The 19,401-nt window shown below is 32.0% G+C and carries 19 protein-coding genes and 1 riboswitch; of the genes, 17 read left to right on the top strand and 2 right to left on the bottom strand.

The genetic code is table 11. The annotated features are described in order from the left end of the window. The first annotated feature begins 4 nt into the window (after window positions 1-4). The 3 genes from ACWJJ7_RS04925 (at window position 5) to ACWJJ7_RS04915 (ending at window position 2,999) form a co-directional block, all read left to right on the top strand. On the top strand, window positions 5-1,222 hold the full coding sequence (locus tag ACWJJ7_RS04925; RefSeq protein WP_462964199.1) for a quaternary amine ABC transporter ATP-binding protein: 1,218 nt from the start codon (window positions 5-7) through the stop codon (window positions 1,220-1,222). Beyond that, window positions 1,191-2,033 (top strand): ABC transporter permease, encoded by an 843-nt coding sequence (locus ACWJJ7_RS04920; RefSeq protein WP_462964198.1) that lies wholly within the window; start codon window positions 1,191-1,193, stop codon window positions 2,031-2,033. The genes ACWJJ7_RS04925 and ACWJJ7_RS04920 overlap by 32 nt, the downstream gene beginning before the upstream one ends. 66 nt (window positions 2,034-2,099) lie before the next feature. Further along, a complete protein-coding gene (locus tag ACWJJ7_RS04915; RefSeq protein ID WP_462964197.1) occupies window positions 2,100-2,999 on the top strand; it encodes a glycine betaine ABC transporter substrate-binding protein in 900 nt (299 codons plus the stop codon). Window positions 3,000-3,107: 108 nt separating this feature from the next. Here the strand turns inward: ACWJJ7_RS04915 and ACWJJ7_RS04910 are convergent, their stop codons facing one another. After that, window positions 3,108-3,434 carry a hypothetical protein gene (locus ACWJJ7_RS04910; RefSeq protein WP_462964196.1) on the bottom strand — a complete coding sequence of 109 codons (327 nt, stop codon included), beginning with the start codon at window positions 3,432-3,434 and terminating at the stop codon, window positions 3,108-3,110. A gap of 328 nt (window positions 3,435-3,762) precedes the next feature. Between ACWJJ7_RS04910 and ACWJJ7_RS04905 the strand changes: the two genes are divergently transcribed. From ACWJJ7_RS04905 to ACWJJ7_RS04875, 7 genes are all read left to right on the top strand, one after another. After that, entirely contained in the window at window positions 3,763-4,275 is a 513-nt protein-coding gene (locus ACWJJ7_RS04905; protein ID WP_462964195.1) for an RNA polymerase sigma factor, read from the top strand. Further along, complete coding sequence (locus ACWJJ7_RS04900) at window positions 4,272-4,730, top strand: hypothetical protein (RefSeq protein WP_462964194.1); 459 nt, start codon at window positions 4,272-4,274, stop codon at window positions 4,728-4,730. The genes ACWJJ7_RS04905 and ACWJJ7_RS04900 overlap by 4 nt, the downstream gene beginning before the upstream one ends. Then, a complete protein-coding gene (locus ACWJJ7_RS04895) occupies window positions 4,711-5,241 on the top strand; it encodes a hypothetical protein (RefSeq protein WP_462964193.1) in 531 nt (176 codons plus the stop codon). Before ACWJJ7_RS04900 ends, ACWJJ7_RS04895 begins: the two co-directional genes overlap by 20 nt. Further along, window positions 5,234-5,539, top strand: a complete 306-nt coding sequence (locus ACWJJ7_RS04890; protein ID WP_462964192.1) for a LiaF transmembrane domain-containing protein — start codon at window positions 5,234-5,236, stop codon at window positions 5,537-5,539. Before ACWJJ7_RS04895 ends, ACWJJ7_RS04890 begins: the two co-directional genes overlap by 8 nt. Window positions 5,540-6,033: 494 nt before the next feature. Beyond that, window positions 6,034-6,582, top strand: coding sequence for a ParB N-terminal domain-containing protein (locus tag ACWJJ7_RS04885; RefSeq protein WP_462964191.1), 549 nt, complete (start codon window positions 6,034-6,036; stop codon window positions 6,580-6,582). A gap of 157 nt (window positions 6,583-6,739) precedes the next feature. Next, window positions 6,740-8,290, top strand: coding sequence for a hypothetical protein (locus ACWJJ7_RS04880; RefSeq protein ID WP_462964190.1), 1,551 nt, complete (start codon window positions 6,740-6,742; stop codon window positions 8,288-8,290). Window positions 8,291-8,354: 64 nt separating this feature from the next. Continuing rightward, window positions 8,355-9,071 carry an FG-GAP-like repeat-containing protein gene (locus ACWJJ7_RS04875; protein ID WP_462964189.1) on the top strand — a complete coding sequence of 239 codons (717 nt, stop codon included), beginning with the start codon at window positions 8,355-8,357 and terminating at the stop codon, window positions 9,069-9,071. 46 nt (window positions 9,072-9,117) lie between these two features. Here the strand turns inward: ACWJJ7_RS04875 and msrB are convergent, their stop codons facing one another. Beyond that, entirely contained in the window at window positions 9,118-9,573 is a 456-nt protein-coding gene (gene msrB / locus ACWJJ7_RS04870; RefSeq protein WP_462964188.1) for a peptide-methionine (R)-S-oxide reductase MsrB, read from the bottom strand. Window positions 9,574-9,819: 246 nt separating this feature from the next. Here msrB and ACWJJ7_RS04865 point away from each other — a divergent pair, with 246 nt between their 5' ends. From ACWJJ7_RS04865 to ACWJJ7_RS04835, 7 genes are all read left to right on the top strand, one after another. Next, complete coding sequence (locus ACWJJ7_RS04865; RefSeq protein ID WP_462964187.1) at window positions 9,820-11,892, top strand: penicillin-binding transpeptidase domain-containing protein; 2,073 nt, start codon at window positions 9,820-9,822, stop codon at window positions 11,890-11,892. A gap of 77 nt (window positions 11,893-11,969) precedes the next feature. Then, window positions 11,970-12,149: riboswitch (cobalamin riboswitch) on the top strand. Between the two features lie 162 nt (window positions 12,150-12,311). Continuing rightward, window positions 12,312-12,872, top strand: a complete 561-nt coding sequence (gene cobU / locus ACWJJ7_RS04860) for a bifunctional adenosylcobinamide kinase/adenosylcobinamide-phosphate guanylyltransferase (RefSeq protein WP_462964186.1) — start codon at window positions 12,312-12,314, stop codon at window positions 12,870-12,872. Window positions 12,873-12,906: 34 nt separating this feature from the next. Beyond that, window positions 12,907-13,854, top strand: coding sequence for an ABC transporter substrate-binding protein (locus tag ACWJJ7_RS04855; RefSeq protein ID WP_462964185.1), 948 nt, complete (start codon window positions 12,907-12,909; stop codon window positions 13,852-13,854). A gap of 16 nt (window positions 13,855-13,870) precedes the next feature. Beyond that, window positions 13,871-14,923 carry a FecCD family ABC transporter permease gene (locus ACWJJ7_RS04850; protein ID WP_462964184.1) on the top strand — a complete coding sequence of 351 codons (1,053 nt, stop codon included), beginning with the start codon at window positions 13,871-13,873 and terminating at the stop codon, window positions 14,921-14,923. Then, complete coding sequence (locus tag ACWJJ7_RS04845) at window positions 14,924-15,688, top strand: heme ABC transporter ATP-binding protein (protein WP_462964183.1); 765 nt, start codon at window positions 14,924-14,926, stop codon at window positions 15,686-15,688. A gap of 323 nt (window positions 15,689-16,011) precedes the next feature. After that, entirely contained in the window at window positions 16,012-17,151 is a 1,140-nt protein-coding gene (locus tag ACWJJ7_RS04840) for an O-antigen ligase family protein (RefSeq protein WP_462964182.1), read from the top strand. 188 nt (window positions 17,152-17,339) lie between these two features. After that, window positions 17,340-19,361, top strand: coding sequence for an alpha-amylase family glycosyl hydrolase (locus tag ACWJJ7_RS04835; protein ID WP_462964181.1), 2,022 nt, complete (start codon window positions 17,340-17,342; stop codon window positions 19,359-19,361). Window positions 19,362-19,401: the final 40 nt, after the last annotated feature.

Below are 19,401 nucleotides of genomic sequence, written 5' to 3'. Positions count from 1 at the left end.
ATAAATGTTAAAAATTGAAGTTAAAGGTTTGACCAAGATTTTTGGTAAAAACCCTAAACAAGGAATAAAACTTTTACAAGAAGGAAAAACAAAGCCAGAAATCTTAAAAGAAACAGGGATGACGGTAGGTGTAAATAGGGTATCGTTTGATGTACGCTCTGGAGAAATTTTTGTCATTATGGGATTATCAGGAAGCGGAAAGTCTACTCTTGTTAGATTAATTAATCGCCTAATCGAGCCCAATGCAGGTAGCGTGTTAGTAGATGGTGAGGATTTGGCGAAAATGGATAAACATAAATTAAGAGAAACTAGAAGAAAGAAACTAAGCATGGTTTTTCAAGGATTTGGATTATTTCCACATCGTACTGTTTGGGAGAATGCTGGATTCGGATTAGAAATACAAGGTATGGATAAAAAGGAAATAAAAGAAAAAGCTCTTGAATCATTACAAATGGTAGGACTTAAAGGATACGAGGATCAATATCCTTGTCAATTATCAGGAGGAATGAAACAAAGAGTAGGTCTTGCGAGGGCTCTAGCCAATAATCCAGATATTTTATTAATGGATGAAGCCTTTTCAGCGCTGGATCCTTTAAATCGTAAAGAGATGCAAGATGAGCTTATAGATTTACAAGCAACTATGCATAAAACAATTATATTTATTACGCATGACCTAGATGAAGCACTTAAAATTGGAGACAGAATAGCAATTATGAAAAATGGATTAATTGTGCAGGTTGGTACCCCAGAAGAAATTATGACAAACCCTGCTGATGAATATGTTAGAAAGTTTGTTGAGGATGTAGATAGATCCAAGGTTTTTTCTGCACAACATGTTATGAAACGTCCAGAAACTATAGATGTAGAAAAACATGGTCCACGAGTTGCATTGCAACGGATGAGACAGGCTGGAATTTCAAGTATCTATGTTATTAATAAAAACAAAGAGTTCTTAGGAGTTGTAACTGCAGATGCAGCAGCTGAAGCAGTGAGAAATGGAACTAAAAATATTTATGATGTTATGATTACAGATGTTCCGGTGGTTCTTCCAGATTTATCATTAAATGATTTGTTTGAGATAATACACGATTCCCCTGTACCAGTAGCTGTTGTTGAAGAAAAAATATTAAAAGGAATTATAGTTCGAGGTGCGGTACTCGCGGCTCTTGCAGGGAATGAGGTGAATAACGATGAAACAAATACCAACGATACCAATAGTTAAATGGGCTGATATGCTTGTAGCATGGTTAAGAGATAACGCTCAGTGGTTTTTTGAACCAATTAAAGATACTCTAAATGCTGTTGTAAATGGGTTAAGTGACGCATTAATAGCTATCCCTCCAGTGGTTTTTATTTTGATTATCGTAGCATTAACTATATTTATAACCAGGAAAAAATGGGGTTTATCTATATTTGCATTATTGGGGTTACTATTAATCCTGAATCTTGGATTTTGGGAACAAACAATGCTTACCCTTTCATTGATTTTAACATCTAGTTCAATATCGATTTTAATTGGTATTCCTCTTGGAGTTTGGATGTCAAAAAGCAAAATGGTGCAAGATATAGTAACGCCTATATTAGATATTATGCAGACTATGCCTGCTTTTGTTTATTTAATACCAGCTGTTTCTTTCTTTGGGATAGGAATGGTACCTGGAATTATTGCATCTGTTATATTTGCAATGCCTCCAGTTGTAAGGTTAACCAATTTTGGTATTCGTCAAGTTTCAACAGAACTTATTGAGGCAGCGGATGCCTTTGGTTCAACTCCTGCACAAAAATTGTTTAAGGTTCAACTTCCGATTGCAAAAAATACAATTATGGCAGGTGTTAACCAAACAATTATGTTAGCATTATCTATGGTTGTTATAGCTTCTATGATTGGTGCTGACGGGTTAGGTGTTGAAGTCTTTAGAGCGGTTACAAGAAATGAAGCCGGACAAGGATTTGCTTCAGGTTTAGCTATTGTTATATTAGCGATGATATTGGATCGTATTACTCAGGCGCTAAATAAAAAAAATATTGCCTAAAGTTTTAACGACCTAGAAGATGATTTAACGACATTGCAAAATAAAATAAAAGGAGGAGACAGATTAATGATTAAAAATAATTGGAAAAAAATTGGAATAGTAACATTTAGTCTAATAGCTCTAACTTTTGTAGGATGTAGTAGTAAAAGTAGCGAAGTAAAAAAGACTGATGATTCAAGTATTGAAAAGCAATTAAATTATAAGATTACAGGTATAGATGCGGGTGCAGGCGTAGTGCAAGCTGCCGAAAAAGCTGTTAAAGACTATAAATTAGATTATAAAGTGCAAACTAGTACAGGTGCGGCTATGACACAAGCACTTTCAGATGCAATTAAAAATAAGGAACCAATTATAATTACCGGTTGGTCACCTCATTGGATGTTTAGTAAATATGATTTGAAATACTTAGAGGACCCTAAAGGATCTTTCGGTGGTGCTGAAAATATAAATACAATTGCACGCTTAGGATTAAAAAAAGATAAGCCAGATGCTTATAAAATTTTAGACCAATTTTCATGGACAGCTGATGATATGGAAGCTGTTATGCTTAAAGTTAACGAGGGTGAAGATGTAAAGAAAGTTGCAAGACAATGGATTACTGACAATAAAGATAAAGTAAGTAAGTGGACAGCGGGTGCAAAAAAAGTGGATGGTAAGGAAGTCAAGCTTGCTTATGTTTCTTGGGATACAGAAATTGCATCTACTAATGTAATTGCATTAGTACTTGAAGATATGGGATACAAAGTTAGACTTACGCAAGTAGAATCAGGTCCTATGTGGGCGGCTGTATCTACAGGAGATGTAGATGCTATTGTTGCAGCATGGTTGCCAGGAACACACGCTAAATATATGGCTGACTACAAAGGTAAAGTTGAAGATCTAGGTCCAAACCTAGAGGGAGCTAAAATAGGGTTAGTTGTTCCTAAATATATGAACATTAATTCTATAGAAGATTTAGCTAAATAGATTATTTATTAAAAATAGGCCTTTAAAAGGCCTATTTTTTTACTTTATTAAATTCAGTGTATGTAGCAAGTTAGGGTGAGGTTAATTTATTATCTCTGGTTGTACTTATTAATCATTTCTGCAGCAATTCTTGTGAACCCAATTTTTATAGTCTTCTTGAAATCCTAAGTCAGTATAACAAATTAATTCTCCAGGAGAAATGGAATTAGTACATACCTGACAAGTAGAGTTATACTCAGCTGTCTTTGTAATCCCTAACCATAGGGGTTCATTAAGCTTTAAAAGTTCATGTTCAAGTTCATCATCTGTAAATTCCTTGCATACTAACTCACGTAAATAACCTGAAAAATTATTTTCTCCATGAGTTAATTTAGACTTTCGCAGTGCTAATTTATACACATGATCTGGCAGATTAATTGATACTTTTTTACTCATTATTACTAACTCCTATAGTATTAATATCTACTAATATAATATGAAGGTTATTATAATTAGTGCACACTTTGCATCGAATATTGCTTGATAATTTAATATAACATGCTGAAATTAGTTAGTAAAACTGATAAAATAGAAACAATAATTTACAATTGAATAGTTCGGATGAGTGTAGCAGGAAGATAGTTTTTATCAGTTCAACATCTGAACCTAAACCTATTCATATGACGAAATAAGGCTTATCCATGCTAATTACATGAATAAGCTTTATTATTGAAGTGTTTTTTATTTCTTAATCGTTATATTAAGTGTAAGGACAAAAAAAGGGGTGATGGTTATTCAAAAGGAACAGTTTGCAAACTATATAAAACAATATGAACGTTTAATCATTACTATTTGTCTATCCTTTACAAAAAATTACTTTGATGCAGAAGATTTGGCACAACAAACTTTTTTGTCTGCCTATACAAGCTTTGGTAAATTTGATGGGGTAAATTTTAAAGCTTGGCTTACAACAATTGCAGTAAATAAATGTAAAGATTTTCTTAAAAGCCCTGCAAGAAAAATTCATAGCATACCTGATGAAGATTTTGAGTGTATAAAGGATAAGGGGGAAACACCTGAGGAGTCGCTTTTAAAAAAACATAGCACGGAAAAAATATATAGTTTATGTAAGAAGTTAAAAGAGCCTTATAGGGCGGTGTCAGTAAACTATTTTTGTAAAGATATTAAACTTTCTGATATGGCAAAAAACACAGGTCAAAGTTTGAAAACATTGCAAACACATCTTTATAGATCCAAAAAGATGTTGAAAGTTTTATGGAAGGAGGAGTTTATGTGAGTGGTACATTATTTAAAGAAAATGGACACTTAACTAAAATATCAATAAAAGGGTTTAAAGAGGGTTCTCTAAGTGATAATGAACTAGTTTTATTATCAGAACATATTTGCCATTGTGAAGGCTGTGCTGATGCTTTAGCTAATAGTTTCGATGATAATGAACTTACTGATGCTCCTTTAGGATTCGAGCAGGAAATACTAAACAAAATAAAAAAGAAAAAAGAAAGCAATACTCAGTTTATCTTTTATTCTCTTAGGGTAGTAATGGCAGCAAGTATAGCATTAATGCTTGTTTTTTCAAATCCAATAAATTTTGTGGCCAATGCTAAAAGTGAAACACTGGATATAAACCCAATGAGTTTAAGTACCATAAATGCAATTAATGAAAGTCTTAATAATTTCTCGCAAAAAATAATTAACTTGGAGGTTTTTAATAATGAAAAAGGAAAAAAGTAAATTTTTAACCTTTGGTTTTTCAATGTTACCTGGCGCAGGACACATGTATATGGGCTTTATGAAGATGGGTCTATCACTTATGGCAGCGTTCTTTTTTTTAATATTTCTTTCGAGCTGGCTTAGAATAGGGCCACTGCTCTTCGTTCTACCATTAATATGGTTTTATTCGTTTTTCGATTGTATGAATAAACGCTATTCAACGGATGAAGAATTTTTACTTTTAGAGGATAAGTATTTATTTTCTCTTGATGAATTAGTAAAAATAGATAAAGGTATGTTTAAGAAACACGGCTTGATTACAGGAATGCTACTAATACTTCTTGGCGGTTATTTAATATGTAATAATATCATAAACAGCTTACTTAGACGTATGGATATGTCCGGCGAACTATATAATCTTATTAATGATGTAACAGATATGGTCCCTCAGATAATTATAGGTGTTGTAATAATTGTTGTGGGTGCAAAACTTATTATAGGTAAGAAAAAAGAGTGTGATATGAATGATTAAGGGACGTAGAGTAGGAACCTTCACTACCGGAATAGTTTTAGTTATGTTTGGAATAATGTTTTTACTACGATTAATAAATCCAAGTATTAAATATTTACTAATAGCATCAATGTGGCCCCTAGTTTTAGTTTTACTGGGAATTGAAATTATTGTAGCCTATTTAATAAACAAAGAAGAAATAATGAAATACGATTTCGGCGCAATAATCCTGATAATAATGTTATCATTCTTTGCAATGGGTATGGGATGTATGGAGTATACAATTACTCATATTGAACAGTTTAGAACTGTGTTTTAAGTCGAAAATTCCAGTGCTTAAATATATCTAAGTACTGGAATTTTTAATTAAGTAAGTGGCAAATAATTATCATCAAAAAATAGTTTTTAACCTAGAAGTATGGTGTTTGCTGCAATTATAGAGTTTAAATTGTAACTTTATGCATAAAATGATATAATAGATGTATAAGTAAAGATAATGATAAATAATAGTTAAGATTCATAAATAAATATTTTTAAATTAACGAATGGGGTGAAGTCTGTGTTAGCTTATAATAATAAAATTTCTACAGTTAAAATATATCTAAAAACGTCTAACATAGTCATAGGTAAATTTACTTGCGTGAAAACTAATATGAAGTTAAATTATAATATAGTTAAAAACACCTAGAAAGGGATATGAGCTTTCTAGGTGTTTTATTTTTGGGATTTAAGAAGTAAGATATATTCAAAAAATAACTATTCAGTATGTTAATTAACTAAAAAAATATATACAATTAAAAGGAGAATTTAAATATGAATAAGAGTGAGATTATAATTAAGGGATTACCTGTAAAAACAAATAGGCTAGAGAATGGAGATGTTAATTTACTATTTAAAATAGGCACTTATGATGATATGAATTCAATTTATAGAGTAATTGTTAAAAAAGATTATTGGAGAGATGCAGTAATAGGTATGAAGGATGTAAATTATTTTGTAATTAAAGGTGAATTAAAAGCATGCGTAAATAGCAAAGGCACCCCTTTTATTTCAGTAGAAGCATCATCAATTAAAATATTCAATTTGTTAAAAGATGCGAATGGTCAAATAGACTTAAATTACGAAATGCCAATTGGAACAGACGAAATAATGGATATTTCAAAGTTAGTAAATGAAAATGAAGATTTGTCAATAAAACGTTCAAAAAACAAAGCAATAAATTATATGAAGAATAATAAAAAGTTTAACAAACCTATTGTTATTAAAAAAGGAAGCTTTGTAATTGTATCGGGCCATGATCAATATGCAGCAGCGCAAGAACTTGGAATAAATAACGTGCCGGTTTCATATGAACAAAATTAGCAAGTGAAAATTATATTTTTATTTTACTATTTATATTAGTTTTTAATATTATCTACAGTCAGTGATGTGAATATGTTTGAACATAGTATGCAAACAGGCTATAATATATTAAATACAACATAATTGTTTATTTTATATAAATGTTTGGAGGGAACAAATGGTTTGCAACAGCTGTAAGGATGAATTTGCTAATATTAATGGATTAAAATTTTGCCCATATTGTGGAGAGAAAATAGTTTTAGAAGATGAACAGATTCCTAATAAAATTAATAGCAGGGATAAAGAAAAGACAGTTGAAGCGGACAAAAAAGAGAAAAAACATGAGGATACTTTAGCGATGCCTGCAATAACGGAGGAAAATATAAAAAAGGATAAAAGGGATAAGTTTTTAGCTTGTTTTAAGAAAACATTTGTGCACAGGAAAGTAATTATACCTATAATAGCATTATTAGTTGTTACTTCAGTAGCAGTGTTCGCATACACATTTTTTATTGTTAAACCGGTGGATGAAGTGAGAATAAAAGAAGACTTGCTAGGAAAAGTAGTAACTCTTCCTAAAGGAACAGTAATAAAAATAAGCAAAAATGATATGAAGAGCTTTAAGATAAATAGTAGGAATACATATAAGGGCAAGGATGACATAAAAGTATATTTAACTTTAAACAATGGCGATATTGAGGCAAAGACTTCTTTGGCCCTAGTATATAATGATGAAGGGAAAAATCAATGGAAGATTAGCCCTAAAATTGTAGTTGAGAGCGTTAATTCATTGAAACCGTTGGTAGGTATGAATGAAAAGAAGTTTTGGGTTGGATTAAAAAAATTAAGTATTAATATTGCAGATACACCAAAAGCATTAGGTGGACAAGATGTCACAAATCTTGGCATAGTTTCAAGAACAACGGATTTAGAAAACAATAAAGAAGAAATTTTGGTGACAGCTTCTATAGACAGTGGACTTCTGGTTTCTACAGGAAAGATAAAGTGTAAGCTTATTTTTGAAAATGAAACTTGGAGAATTGATACCATTGAAGAAAACAGCGCTGAGGGCTCTAAATTAGTCTTATCACCAACTTTTTCCGATGAAAAGGTTATTGAAACTATAAAAGAGCAGGGAGTGGGAGAAACAGTATCATATTCAAGTTTTTTTGGTGGCAAAGGGTTTGCTATAAATGATAGATTTACTAAGAGTATTAATATATCTGATAAAAAGTTTGATGTACAAAATGGAACATTAATTGTTACTGTTAAGAGGGAAAGTATAGTAGGAGAAATAAAGTTGGTATTATCAACTAATTATACTTTCTCAATATCTTTCTCCAATATATCTTTTTTAAACAGGTCAAAAACTACCGTTGATAGTGGGACAATAAACAATGTCCCTACAGAGGTAATAGTACCCTCTATTACCAATGCTGAAATTGAGGGGAGTAATTTATTTTTCTGGTGGTCTAATAACCATAAAATAACAACAGAAGAAGCGAAGACCTTTAAATCTAATGAAATATTGTCTAAGAAGGGATTAGATAATATAAAATATGTTTATGGAAGTATTACTTATAAAGATGAGAAAAAGAATGAAAACAAAAACGTTTCTTTTGTAGCACTATATTTTCTTGTTTACGATGCTTACAATGGATATAATTGGAAATTAGATAAATTAGTTGGCGAAGATTCGCCCAATTACAAATCATATAAAAATCAATAGAGGGAACAATTTACTGCCTAGCTCATAAGATATTTTATAAATCTTATAATGCAAAGGAGCAGTTATGGATAATAGATATAATAGGATAAATCCGAGCATTGTTAGTTATGCAAGTGGAGATGTAAATGGTGATGGAATACTTGATAATGTGTACTTAACCGGTATAAAGACACCAGGTAGTCCATATACTCAAAATATCACCCTTGTAATTCAAGATGGAATGACAGGTGGGTTTGCTAGTATACCACTTAGTGAAAATTCAGGATATAATCCTACACTATTTTTGGGGGATTTTACAGGAGATGGTGTAGATGATATTTTAATAAGTATTGCAACAGGTGGTAGTGGTGGAATAATGTACTATTACATTTATTCGTTCATTAACAATGAAGCAAAATTACAATTTGACTTTAATGTATATAATGAGCAATATAAATACGATGTTACTTATAAAGCCAATTACAAGGTTGAAGTTATCAGTAAGAAAAATAACCAAAAATACATTATAGATATATCCAACAAGGACGCCGATTATTTAAATGAAATATACGACGAAAACGGAAAGCTAAAGGATCCAATTAACGGATTCGTGGATCCTATAAGCGGCTTATATCCTGTGGATTTTGATTCAAATAAAGTATATGAGCTATTGGGTTATCAAAAAATAGCTGGAAGATACCATGCAGACTCCTTAGGATATGTTTTAAATACTTTAAAATGGAAAGATAAGATATTTGTTTTGGATAATCAGCAGATAGCTATTAATGGATCACAAGTATAGGTATACTTTTAACGACATTTCAGAAGGAGAGCGAGAAACGCTCTCCTTATTTTTTGAATAATTCTAAGTAATCTCCATACCCTTCATCGCAGAGCTTATGAATTGGTATAAACTTTAGTGAAGCACTATTTATGCAATATCTTAATCCACCCTGGGAAATCGGACCATCGTTGAATAAATGTCCTAAATGACTGTCACCATATTTGCTCCTTACTTCTGTTCTCATCATACCATGGGTTGCATCCTTATTTTCTTTAACATTAGTATCCTCAACAGGCTTTGTAAAACTAGGCCACCCACAACCTGAATCAAATTTATCAAGAGATGTAAATAAGGGCTCTCCACTATTAATATCTACATAAATGCCTTCTGCTTTATTATTCCAAAATTCATTATCAAAAGATTTTTCCGTGCTACCTTCCTGGCTTACTTCAAACTGAATTGGAGTTAAGATCTTCTTTAGTTCTTCTTTACTTTTTTTAGTATAAACTTTTTTATCCATAATAATGCCTCCTTAAAAATAAGAATAATATTTATTGCATCAATTAATAGTTATTATATACTAAATACATTATAAGCAACAGGGGTAAACATGTGTTGGAAATAGTATCCTAAGGATATTAATTCTCTAGTTGAGATAATTTATTTTATAATATATTTGTTTAATATGTAAAAAAATAAACTTTTAGAAATCGTACTATTTAATTATACGGTTCAAGTGTTATAATAAGTAAGGGGTGGTAAAAAAATGTCGAAAAAAAACTTAAAAGTAATTCTTTTTACAACGATAGGGATTATATTAATAGTAATGGCAGTATTTATGTTTAATTTTTTTACAAAGATGGATAGTGCAACAAAAACATTTGATACATATAAGAATAAGTGGGTAAAGCAGGATTTCAAAACAATGTATAGCATGCTTTCAGTTAAAACTAAGGAAACAATAACTGAAAAGGAATTCGTAGATAAATACAATGCTATTTATAGTGGAATAGAGGCTAAAAATATATCTATTAAAGTGGACAATGAAGATAAAATTAAGGATGGAAATAAAAAAGCTATAAATATACCATTTTCTATAGTTATGGATACTGCAGCAGGGCAATTAAAAATGCCAGGCTACCAGGCAACTATGGTGAAGGAAGAGGTTAACAACAAAAAGCAGTGGACATTAGTCTGGAATGAGAAAATGATATTTCCTAGTATGGAAGCGGGAGATAAGGTTAGGGTAGAGCCAGAAGTGGCTATACGTGGAGAAATTTATGATAGGAGTAAAAAACCACTTGCAATAAATACAATAAATGATTTAATTGTTACGATTGGAATAAAACCTATTACATTTATTAAAAATAAGGATGATAATATATCGCAGATGGCTAAGATACTAGATATTGATGCTTCAGTTATAGAAAATAAACTAAAGGATAATGAAAATTCTGATCAATTTATACCGATTATTAACATACTACGCACTGAAAAAGTAAAAATAGATGGAGTTATGAAGCTTGATGGGGTAATCCAGAACAAGCCTAAAGGTAGAGTATATCCAGGTGGTGAAGCTTTGGGGTCGCTTATAGGATACATTAAGCCGATAACTGCTGAGGAACTACAAAAGAATGCTAGTAAGGGGTATAACTCATTTAGTTTAATAGGAAAGGCAGGTCTTGAACAGGTTTATGAAGACAGGCTTAAGGGTGAAAATGGAGCAACAATATATATATCAAAACAAAATAATAACGATAAGGTTGTAATTCTTAAAAAAGAATCAAAAGCAGGTGAAAATATAACATTATCAGTAGATAGTGAACTACAGAAGAAAATATATGAAGGAATGAATAAAGAGGCAGGAGCCAGTTCGGCAATAAATCCCAAAACTGGAGAAGTATTGGCTTTAGTAAGCTCCCCGTCATATGATTCAAATGCAATTACCACCTATGTTTCTAATACCCAAAAGGCAGAGTGGGAAAAAACAGGGGATCCATTTAAAAATAGATTTACGGCTGTATATTCTCCAGGGTCTACATTTAAACTGATAACGGCTGCGGTTGGCTTAGATCAAGGGAAGATAAAACCTAGTGAACTTATTAACATACCGGGAAACGAATGGCAACCAGATACATCATGGGGACTCAATAAGGTTACTAGGGTTGGTGAACCGAGAGAGTCAGTGAATTTGCAGGATGCATTTGTATATTCTGATAACATATATTTTGCAAAGGCAGCTCTTAATATAGGCAAAGAAGAATTTATAAAAGGATGTGACAATTTTGGAATAGGGCAAAAGCTTCCAATAGATTATCCAATAGCTAATTCACAAGTAGCCAATGGTAACAACATTAAAAATGATGTAGCGTTAGCAGATACTGGTTATGGTCAGGGGGAGGTTCTTATGAGTCCACTTCACCTTGCACTATCGTATAGCACAGTTGTTAACGATGGAAATATTATGTCTCCAACTTTAGAGGTCTTGAATGAAAAGGTAAAGGCTAAGGTTTGGAAAGCTAATGTAATTTCTGTGAATAATATAGGAACCCTAAAAGATGATCTTTCTGCAGTTATAGAAAACCCGAATGGTACAGGTCATGAGGCAAAAGTTGATGGGCAAGCTCTTGCGGGTAAAACTGGAACAGCAGAACTTAAGAAAGATGACAATGATAAAACAGCAGAAGAAAATGGATGGTTTATATGTATGGATACTGCGAGTCCTAAAATAGTAGTATCAATGTTAATGGAAAATGTTAAAGATAAAGGTGGCAGTCATCATGTGGTACCTATTGTAAAAGGAGTAATGGAATATTACTTAAATAAAACACCAAAATAGTGATAGCAAGTAGGTAGAATGATTAATATTGCTTTAATATTTTTTTGATGTTACAATAACCATAGTAAAATTAATAAAAATTAAATATTGTTTTAGGTGCCCGTAACAAGGGTTAAAAGGGAAAGTGATTAAAAAACCACTGCAGCCCACCGCTACTGTATTAGAGGATGAAATCCAAAGGACCATTGGGAAACTGAGAAGGTTGGAGAGTAAGATGATGCTAAAGCCAGTAAACCTGCCTAATGCTTAAAATTTTAGTCTTCGGAGGGAGGATGAAAAATGCGTGATTTAACAATAATATTGGGTTATCCAATATGTGAAAAATTCAATTGCATTATTCCACATCCTTGAGGTGTGGTTTTTTTATTTGCTGATTTTTTAACATAATAATATATTATTAAAATAATAAGGAGTATACTATGAAAAAAATTATAATTATAACAGGTGGCGCAAGGAGTGGGAAAAGTACATATGCTGAGAAGCTAGCTAAAGAAGAGAAGGGTGGCGTACTTTATATTGCAACTTCAATCCCGTTTGATGATGAAATGAAGGACAGAGTAAAGAAACATAAAGAAAGAAGACCAGCTTCTTGGTATACATTTGAAGGCTATAAGAATTTAAAACAGGTATTCTATAACGAAGAAATGCAGTTTGATACGATTTTATTAGATTGTATTACAATAATGACTACAAATCTTATGTTTGATGAAGCAGGGGATAATTTTGATGATCTTAATAATCAAGATATAAATGCAATGGAAAAAGGGATTTTACAAGAGGTAGAAGTATTTCTTGACGAAGCAGAAAAAAACTTAAAAACAATAATTCTTGTAACTAACGAAATTGGCTCTGGAATTGTACCAGAATACAAGATGGCAAGGGTTTTTAGAGATATTGCAGGTAGAGTTAATCAGTATATTGCATCAAGGGCTCAGGAAGTTCACATGGTGGTTTGTGGTATACCAATTAAAATTAAATAAGTAATTAAAAAATAAAAATTTATGGAGGCAACTTATGTTTAAAAGAAAAAGTATAATAGGTCTAGTTTTAGCTGTTTTTGTTTGTGTTGTATTTAGTGCGTGTGGTAGCAAGGGTGAGAATAAAGAGTCTCTTAATACTACTAAAAAGGAAACAAATGCTGTAGTATATCCTCTAAAGGTAGTTGATTCATATAATAGAACGGTTACCATTGAAAAAGAACCTAAAAGGATTATTACGATTGCACCAAATATAACAGAGGGAATGTATGCACTTGGTAAAGGGTCCAGTATAGTTGGTAGAAGTGATTACGATGATTACCCAGCTCAGGCACTTAAGGTTGCATCTGTTGGTGACTTATTACAACCAAGTATAGAAAAAATTGTTGAACTAAAACCTGATGTAGTTATTGCATCAACTCATTTTGATAAGGATGTTATTAAAAAATTAGAAGATCTTAATATAAAAGTTATAGTGCTTTATGGCGAAGAGAATTTTACTGGTGTATATAATACAATGTCAAAGCTTGGGCAGATTGTAAATGCCAATGAAGAAGCAAAGACAGTAATATCAGACATGAAAAAGAAAGTTGCAGAAATAACTGATAAGGTTAAGGATGCTAAGAAGCCAACAGTGTATTATGTAGCAGGATTCGGCAAGAGTGGTGATTTCACAGCAGGAAAAGATACATTTATAGGTGATATAATAGAAATGGCTGGCGGGAAAAACGCTGCGGGTGACGTAGTTGGTTGGAACTACAGTGTAGAAAAGCTTGTAGAAAAAAATCCTGATGTGCTAATTTGTTCTAAGTTCTATGATTCAAAGAAAGGTATAAAAGCTACCAATGGTTACAAAGATTTGAAAGCAGTTAAGAACGGTAAATTATTGGAGATTGATGAAAATATTATTGTTAGGCAGGGACCGAGACTTGCAGAAGGGCTTGAAGCAATTGCTAAATTAGTTCATCCTGAACTTTTCAAATAAAAGGGGTTAAACAACCATGACGTTTATAGAAAATAAGAGTTATTATCGAAGAGTTTTTGCAGTAGGGATATTTTTACTCCTAATTGTAATAATTGTAGCAACAAATTTTGGGGTGGCAGATATTTCTTTAAAACAGACAGCCCTAATTATAATAAGTAAGATTCCAATATTAAATAACATTGTATCCTTAGACGGAATTAATCCTACATCTGCAATCATATTGCTAAATTTAAGACTTCCTAGAATACTTTTATCTTGTTTAGTAGGAGCGGCACTCTCAGTGGTTGGTACTTCTTTTCAGGGAATTTTTAAGAATCCAATGGCAGACCCCTTTATTCTCGGAGTTTCGTCTGGAGCCGCACTGGGTGCCACTATAACCATGGTTTTTCTTAATGAAATCAATTTTTTAGGAATGAGCATGGTAGCATGCAATGCTTTTATAGGGGCTATAATAACTACTTTTTTGGTTTATAATATTGCGAGAGTCGGTACAAAAGTTCCAGTTACCACACTTTTACTATCGGGTGTTGCTATAAATTATCTGTTATCATCTATTATTTCATTAATGATGACATTTAATAGAGATAATATTGAAAAAATAGTTATGTGGACTATGGGAAGTTTTTCAACAGCTGGCTTTAACGAGGTAATTTTACTATTTATAATAATAGTCCCCTCAATTTTATTTATATTTACATTTTCAAGAGATTTGAATATCATGCTACTTGGGGAAGAGAGTGCTAGAAGTCTTGGTGTAGATGTAAATGGATTAAAAAAGTATATACTTGTAATAAGTACCTTGATGGTGGCAGCAGTCGTATCTGTAAGTGGAATAATTGGCTTTGTAGGCCTTATAGTGCCGCATTCTATTAGAATGATCTTTGGATCAGACAACAGGGTGGTTGTACCATTTTCCGCACTTGGGGGAGCTATATTTTTAATGATTTGCGATACTCTTGCAAGAACAATTGTGCCTCCGTCAGAAATACCAGTTGGAATTATTACTTCAATTTTTGGAGTGCCATTTTTTATATATTTATTATATAGAACAAAGAAGAAGGCGATGTAATTGATAGAGATAAATAATGTAAGTTTTTCATTTGAACAGGAAGTATTAAAGAATATTAACATAAATATAGAAAGAGGGAAATTTCACACTATCCTAGGACCAAATGGATCAGGTAAAACTACTCTTCTAAGGATATTATCAAAATCACTCCAAACTGAAAAAGGTGAAGTTTTTATTGATGAAAAGGACTTAACCCAAATAAAATCAAAGGTTTTAGCAAAAAAAATGGCCGTGGTGCCGCAAAGCACAGAAATTGAATTCGATTTTTCAGTACAAGATATAGTTCTTATGGGAAGGACCCCCCATATTTCTAGATTCTGCTCAGAAAGTGAAAAAGATATGGGTATAGCTAAAAAAGCTATGAAAATGACAAATACTTGGGCTCTTAGAAATAAAAGCATAAATGCATTAAGTGGCGGAGAAAGACAACGAGTGGTAGTGGCAAGAGCGATTGCCCAAGAAACAGGAATAATCCTTTTAGATGAGCCTATTTCTCACCTAGATATTCATCAGCAAATTGAGATAATGAAACAATTAAAACAATTAAATGAAAATAAAAACATAACAATTATTGCTGTGCTGCATGATTTGAACATAGCAGCTGCGTATGGAAATCATATGATACTAATGCATGATTGCGGAGTCTACAAAGATGGAACTCCGGAGGAAGTATTAACAGAAGATATAATTAAAGAAGTTTATGGATTAGATGTATATATAACTAAAAATCCTAAAACGGGAAAGACTTTTATTATGCCATTTTAGTAGCAAAGGTAATTCTTTGCTACATTTGTTTTTTTTGAAACAATGTGGGAAAATAGATATAATGGAGGAAGGGAGATAATAAAAATGATACCCTAACGATGTTTTAGTCGGTGTAGCTTTAAGACATATATGTAGTAGAATAATAATATACTCTTTTAATAAATGAAGCAATAATACAAAGGCTAGTATATAATAGAAAGAGGGACAAGGTGTATATTAGTACTTAATGGAATTGCAGTTTACAGAATGATAAGGTAATTCTCTTAGGCACTTATCATTATGTTTACTTAAAAAAATTTACTAGAGATGAAGGTGGCTTTATTATGGGCATTTTAGTTTTATTAACAATCATTTCTCCTTATACGACCATAATACCATTATTATATATTACATATATGGTATTATTTAAAAAAATTAGGATAGATAAAAATCATTGGAATATAGGGCTTTGTTTACTATTTATTTGGTCTTTGATAGTAGGAGTTATAAATTATAGTTTTACATCAATTGTTGCATCTTTTGCTCTCTTTATATATCTATGTGTTAGTATTTTTTTGCAAAATTATTGTGAAAATGAAAATATGGTGGAAAAGATATATATGTATTTAGTGTTTTTTTCTCTGTTCTCCGCAATTTTTGGAATTATTGAGAAAGTGTTATATGAGTATTTTAATTTTAATATTTGGGGGGAATTTCTTCAAAGCACAATTCAGCCAGCAGTTAATGGTAGAATATATAGCACCTTTGGAAATCCTAATGTAGCGGGGAACTGGTTTGCTATAATGATTCTTGTAGGTATTTATTTTTGTAGCATAAATTCTAAAACTACAAAATTATTTTATGAGATAGCAACAGCCCTCTTTGTTATTGCATTGTGTTTAACGGGATCTCGTGGTGCTTTTATAGGGCTATTATTTGGTATTTTTATATTTTATCTACTTAAAGGTAATAAAAAAGATAGGTGGTTGTTTATCACAATATTTATACTTACTGCTGTAATTTCTTTTGTACCACCACAAATGTTAAAAAATGTAACCGGACATGATTTTGATACCTCATTTAGTAGTCGTTTTGGAATATGGAATGGATGTTTAAAAATGATAAAACTTAAGCCTTTTACGGGTTGGGGAATTATGGGGATAACTGACCATGGGGCAAACTTCATGAAAGGGTACTATTATGCAACATTATACCACGGTCATAATATCTGGATTACTATTATGACAACACTTGGAGCTATCGGGCTTTTCATATATACCTATATGAAAATTATTTTATTCAGAAATTTAAAGATACTTCATGCACAAAATTGTAGATTGGTTCCAATGCTAGCGGGCATTCAAGCTGTAATAATTGGGCATGGACTGGTCGACTTTACAATGATTGCACCACAAACTGGGTTATTATTTATTGCTAGTTCAGCTATAATAAATGCCCTTATAAAACAACATAATATCAAGTGAGAAAAATATAATAGCTATAATAATTTCATTACTAATGGATTAAATTTAAGCCGTTATAATTATTTTTGAGTTTATTATTTATTTATTTATTTAAAGAACAAAGGAATTGATAATATTTAGTCGAATTAGATATATTAGTAATAAATATTTTGGTTTGCAATAATTTCAAATACGAAAGGAATTTTTTTATGGAGGTTTATAAAAATAAAAACATCAAAATAATAGAGATTGATCCATATCTCAAGCCGTTTGAAAGTGATATTAGGCTTAGAGTGGAACGTTATACATCTTGTAAAAAAGAATTACTTGGTAATAATAAAAGCTTGGAGTCTTTTGCGAGTGGTGACTTATTTTACGGATTTCATTTAACACCAGATGGATGGTTTTATAGAGAATGGGCTCCTGGGGCGGATGCTCTTTATTTAATTGGCGATTTTAATTATTGGAATCCGCATACACACCCATTACAAAAAAAAGAAAATGGAAATTGGGAAATTTTTTTACCAGGAGTACAAGCCCTAAAACATTTGTCATATGTTAAGGTAAGAGTAGTGGCTAAAGGTGAATCAAGAGATAGAATACCTCTTTATATTAAGAGGACCATTCAGAATCCTATTACTCACGGTTTTGTAGGACAAATATGGCAACCAGATTTTGAATTTAAGTGGCAGGATAGTGAATTTCATGTTGATAGCGCATTGCCATTGTTTATATATGAGGCTCATGTAGGTATGGCCCAGGAAAAAGAAGGAATGGGTACTTTTAACGAGTTTAGAGAAAATATTCTTCCAAGGATAAAGGCTGCCGGTTATAATACTGTGCAGCTTATGGCGGTAATGCAACATCCTTATTATGCCTCTTTTGGTTATCAAGTATCTAATTTTTTCGCCGTTTCATCTTGGTTTGGAACCCCTGAAGAGCTTAAAATGTTGGTTAATGCTGCTCACCTTATGGGTATTGCGGTATTACTTGATTTAGTACACTCTCATTCAAGTAAGAATATAGCTGAGGGGATTAATGAGTTTGACGGAACTGATTATCAATTCTTCCATGCTGGGGTTAAGGGGAATCATCCAGCGTGGGGTACAAAACTTTTTAATTATGGAAAACCAGAAGTTCTTCATTTCCTTTTGTCCAACATTAAGTTTTGGCTAGAGGAATACCATTTTGATGGTTATCGATTTGATGGTGTGTCATCGATGTTATATCATCACCAAGGACTTGGAGTAGTATTCTCGGATTACAGCAAATACTTTAGTATGGATACGGATATAGAAGCAATTACTTATCTTCAGTTTGCTAATGATTTAGTAAGACAAGTAAAACCTAATGCAGTAACTATTGCAGAGGATATGAGCGGAATGCCTGGAATGTGTCTGCCTGTTGATTTTGGTGGCATTGGCTTTGATTATCGTTTGTCTATGGGAGTGCCTGATCTTTGGGTGAAATTGTTAAAAGAGCTACCAGATGAAAAATGGAGTATGTATCAGCTGTGGCACGAGTTAACTGGTAGGCGGCCTAAGGAAAAGAATATAGGGTATTCTGAATCACATGATCAGGCCCTTGTAGGTGACAAGACCTTAATGTTCCGTTTAGGCGGAAAGGAAATGTATACTCACATGCTAAAAAGTGATGACAATTTAATAATAAATAGAGCAGTAGAACTTCATAAACTTATTAGATTTATTACTATAACTTTAGGCGGCGAAGGCTATTTAAATTTTATGGGAAATGAATTTGGTCACCCGGAATGGATTGACTTTCCAAGAGAAGGTAATAATTGGAGTTATAATTATGCGAGAAGACAATGGAGTCTAATGGAAAATAAAGATCTTAAGTATGAATACTTGTCAAATTTTGATAAAGAAATGTTGGATTTATTAAAAACATATAATGTTTTAAGTGCAACAGACCTACAAAATCTTTGGACTGATGAGAAGCACAATATGATTGCTTTTAGAAAAGGTGGGCTGGTATTTTTATTTAATTTTAATCCATCGGCTTCTTTCTCAGAATATGAACTTCCTACTGGCGAAATGGGTGAATATAAGATTATATTTAACAGTGATGAGACAATATTTGGTGGTCAGCACAGAATTGCAACAGATTATATATACAGCGCGGAAACATTATTAAATAAGGAAAATAAACCTGGGATTATAGTGTATTCACCTAGTAGAACTGTGCTAGTTTTAAAGAAAGTTAGGTAATGAAAATAAACTTAGCTTATTATCAGGGAGTTAATTCGGA

Source organism: Clostridium sp. CM042 (assembly GCF_055080995.1).
The sequence above is the reverse complement of the archived record's forward strand: the minus strand, read 5'-3'. Positions and strand labels throughout refer to the sequence as shown.

What these genes read in the sequence shown, in the direction of transcription:
- ACWJJ7_RS04910 (WP_462964196.1), bottom strand. Translation starts at nt 3,434, where the DNA reads ATGAGTAAAAAAGTATCAATTAATCTGCCAGATCATGTGTATAAATTA.
- ACWJJ7_RS04920 (WP_462964198.1), top strand. Translation starts at nt 1,191, where the DNA reads ATGAAACAAATACCAACGATACCAATAGTTAAATGGGCTGATATGCTT.
- ACWJJ7_RS04915 (WP_462964197.1), top strand. Translation starts at nt 2,100, where the DNA reads ATGATTAAAAATAATTGGAAAAAAATTGGAATAGTAACATTTAGTCTA.
- ACWJJ7_RS04835 (WP_462964181.1), top strand. Translation starts at nt 17,340, where the DNA reads ATGGAGGTTTATAAAAATAAAAACATCAAAATAATAGAGATTGATCCA.
- ACWJJ7_RS04850 (WP_462964184.1), top strand. Translation starts at nt 13,871, where the DNA reads ATGACGTTTATAGAAAATAAGAGTTATTATCGAAGAGTTTTTGCAGTA.
- ACWJJ7_RS04890 (WP_462964192.1), top strand. Translation starts at nt 5,234, where the DNA reads ATGATTAAGGGACGTAGAGTAGGAACCTTCACTACCGGAATAGTTTTA.
- ACWJJ7_RS04875 (WP_462964189.1), top strand. Translation starts at nt 8,355, where the DNA reads ATGGATAATAGATATAATAGGATAAATCCGAGCATTGTTAGTTATGCA.
- ACWJJ7_RS04840 (WP_462964182.1), top strand. Translation starts at nt 16,012, where the DNA reads ATGGGCATTTTAGTTTTATTAACAATCATTTCTCCTTATACGACCATA.
- cobU (WP_462964186.1), top strand. Translation starts at nt 12,312, where the DNA reads ATGAAAAAAATTATAATTATAACAGGTGGCGCAAGGAGTGGGAAAAGT.
- ACWJJ7_RS04885 (WP_462964191.1), top strand. Translation starts at nt 6,034, where the DNA reads ATGAATAAGAGTGAGATTATAATTAAGGGATTACCTGTAAAAACAAAT.
- ACWJJ7_RS04865 (WP_462964187.1), top strand. Translation starts at nt 9,820, where the DNA reads ATGTCGAAAAAAAACTTAAAAGTAATTCTTTTTACAACGATAGGGATT.
- msrB (WP_462964188.1), bottom strand. Translation starts at nt 9,573, where the DNA reads ATGGATAAAAAAGTTTATACTAAAAAAAGTAAAGAAGAACTAAAGAAG.
- ACWJJ7_RS04855 (WP_462964185.1), top strand. Translation starts at nt 12,907, where the DNA reads ATGTTTAAAAGAAAAAGTATAATAGGTCTAGTTTTAGCTGTTTTTGTT.
- ACWJJ7_RS04895 (WP_462964193.1), top strand. Translation starts at nt 4,711, where the DNA reads ATGAAAAAGGAAAAAAGTAAATTTTTAACCTTTGGTTTTTCAATGTTA.
- ACWJJ7_RS04925 (WP_462964199.1), top strand. Translation starts at nt 5, where the DNA reads ATGTTAAAAATTGAAGTTAAAGGTTTGACCAAGATTTTTGGTAAAAAC.
- ACWJJ7_RS04880 (WP_462964190.1), top strand. Translation starts at nt 6,740, where the DNA reads ATGGTTTGCAACAGCTGTAAGGATGAATTTGCTAATATTAATGGATTA.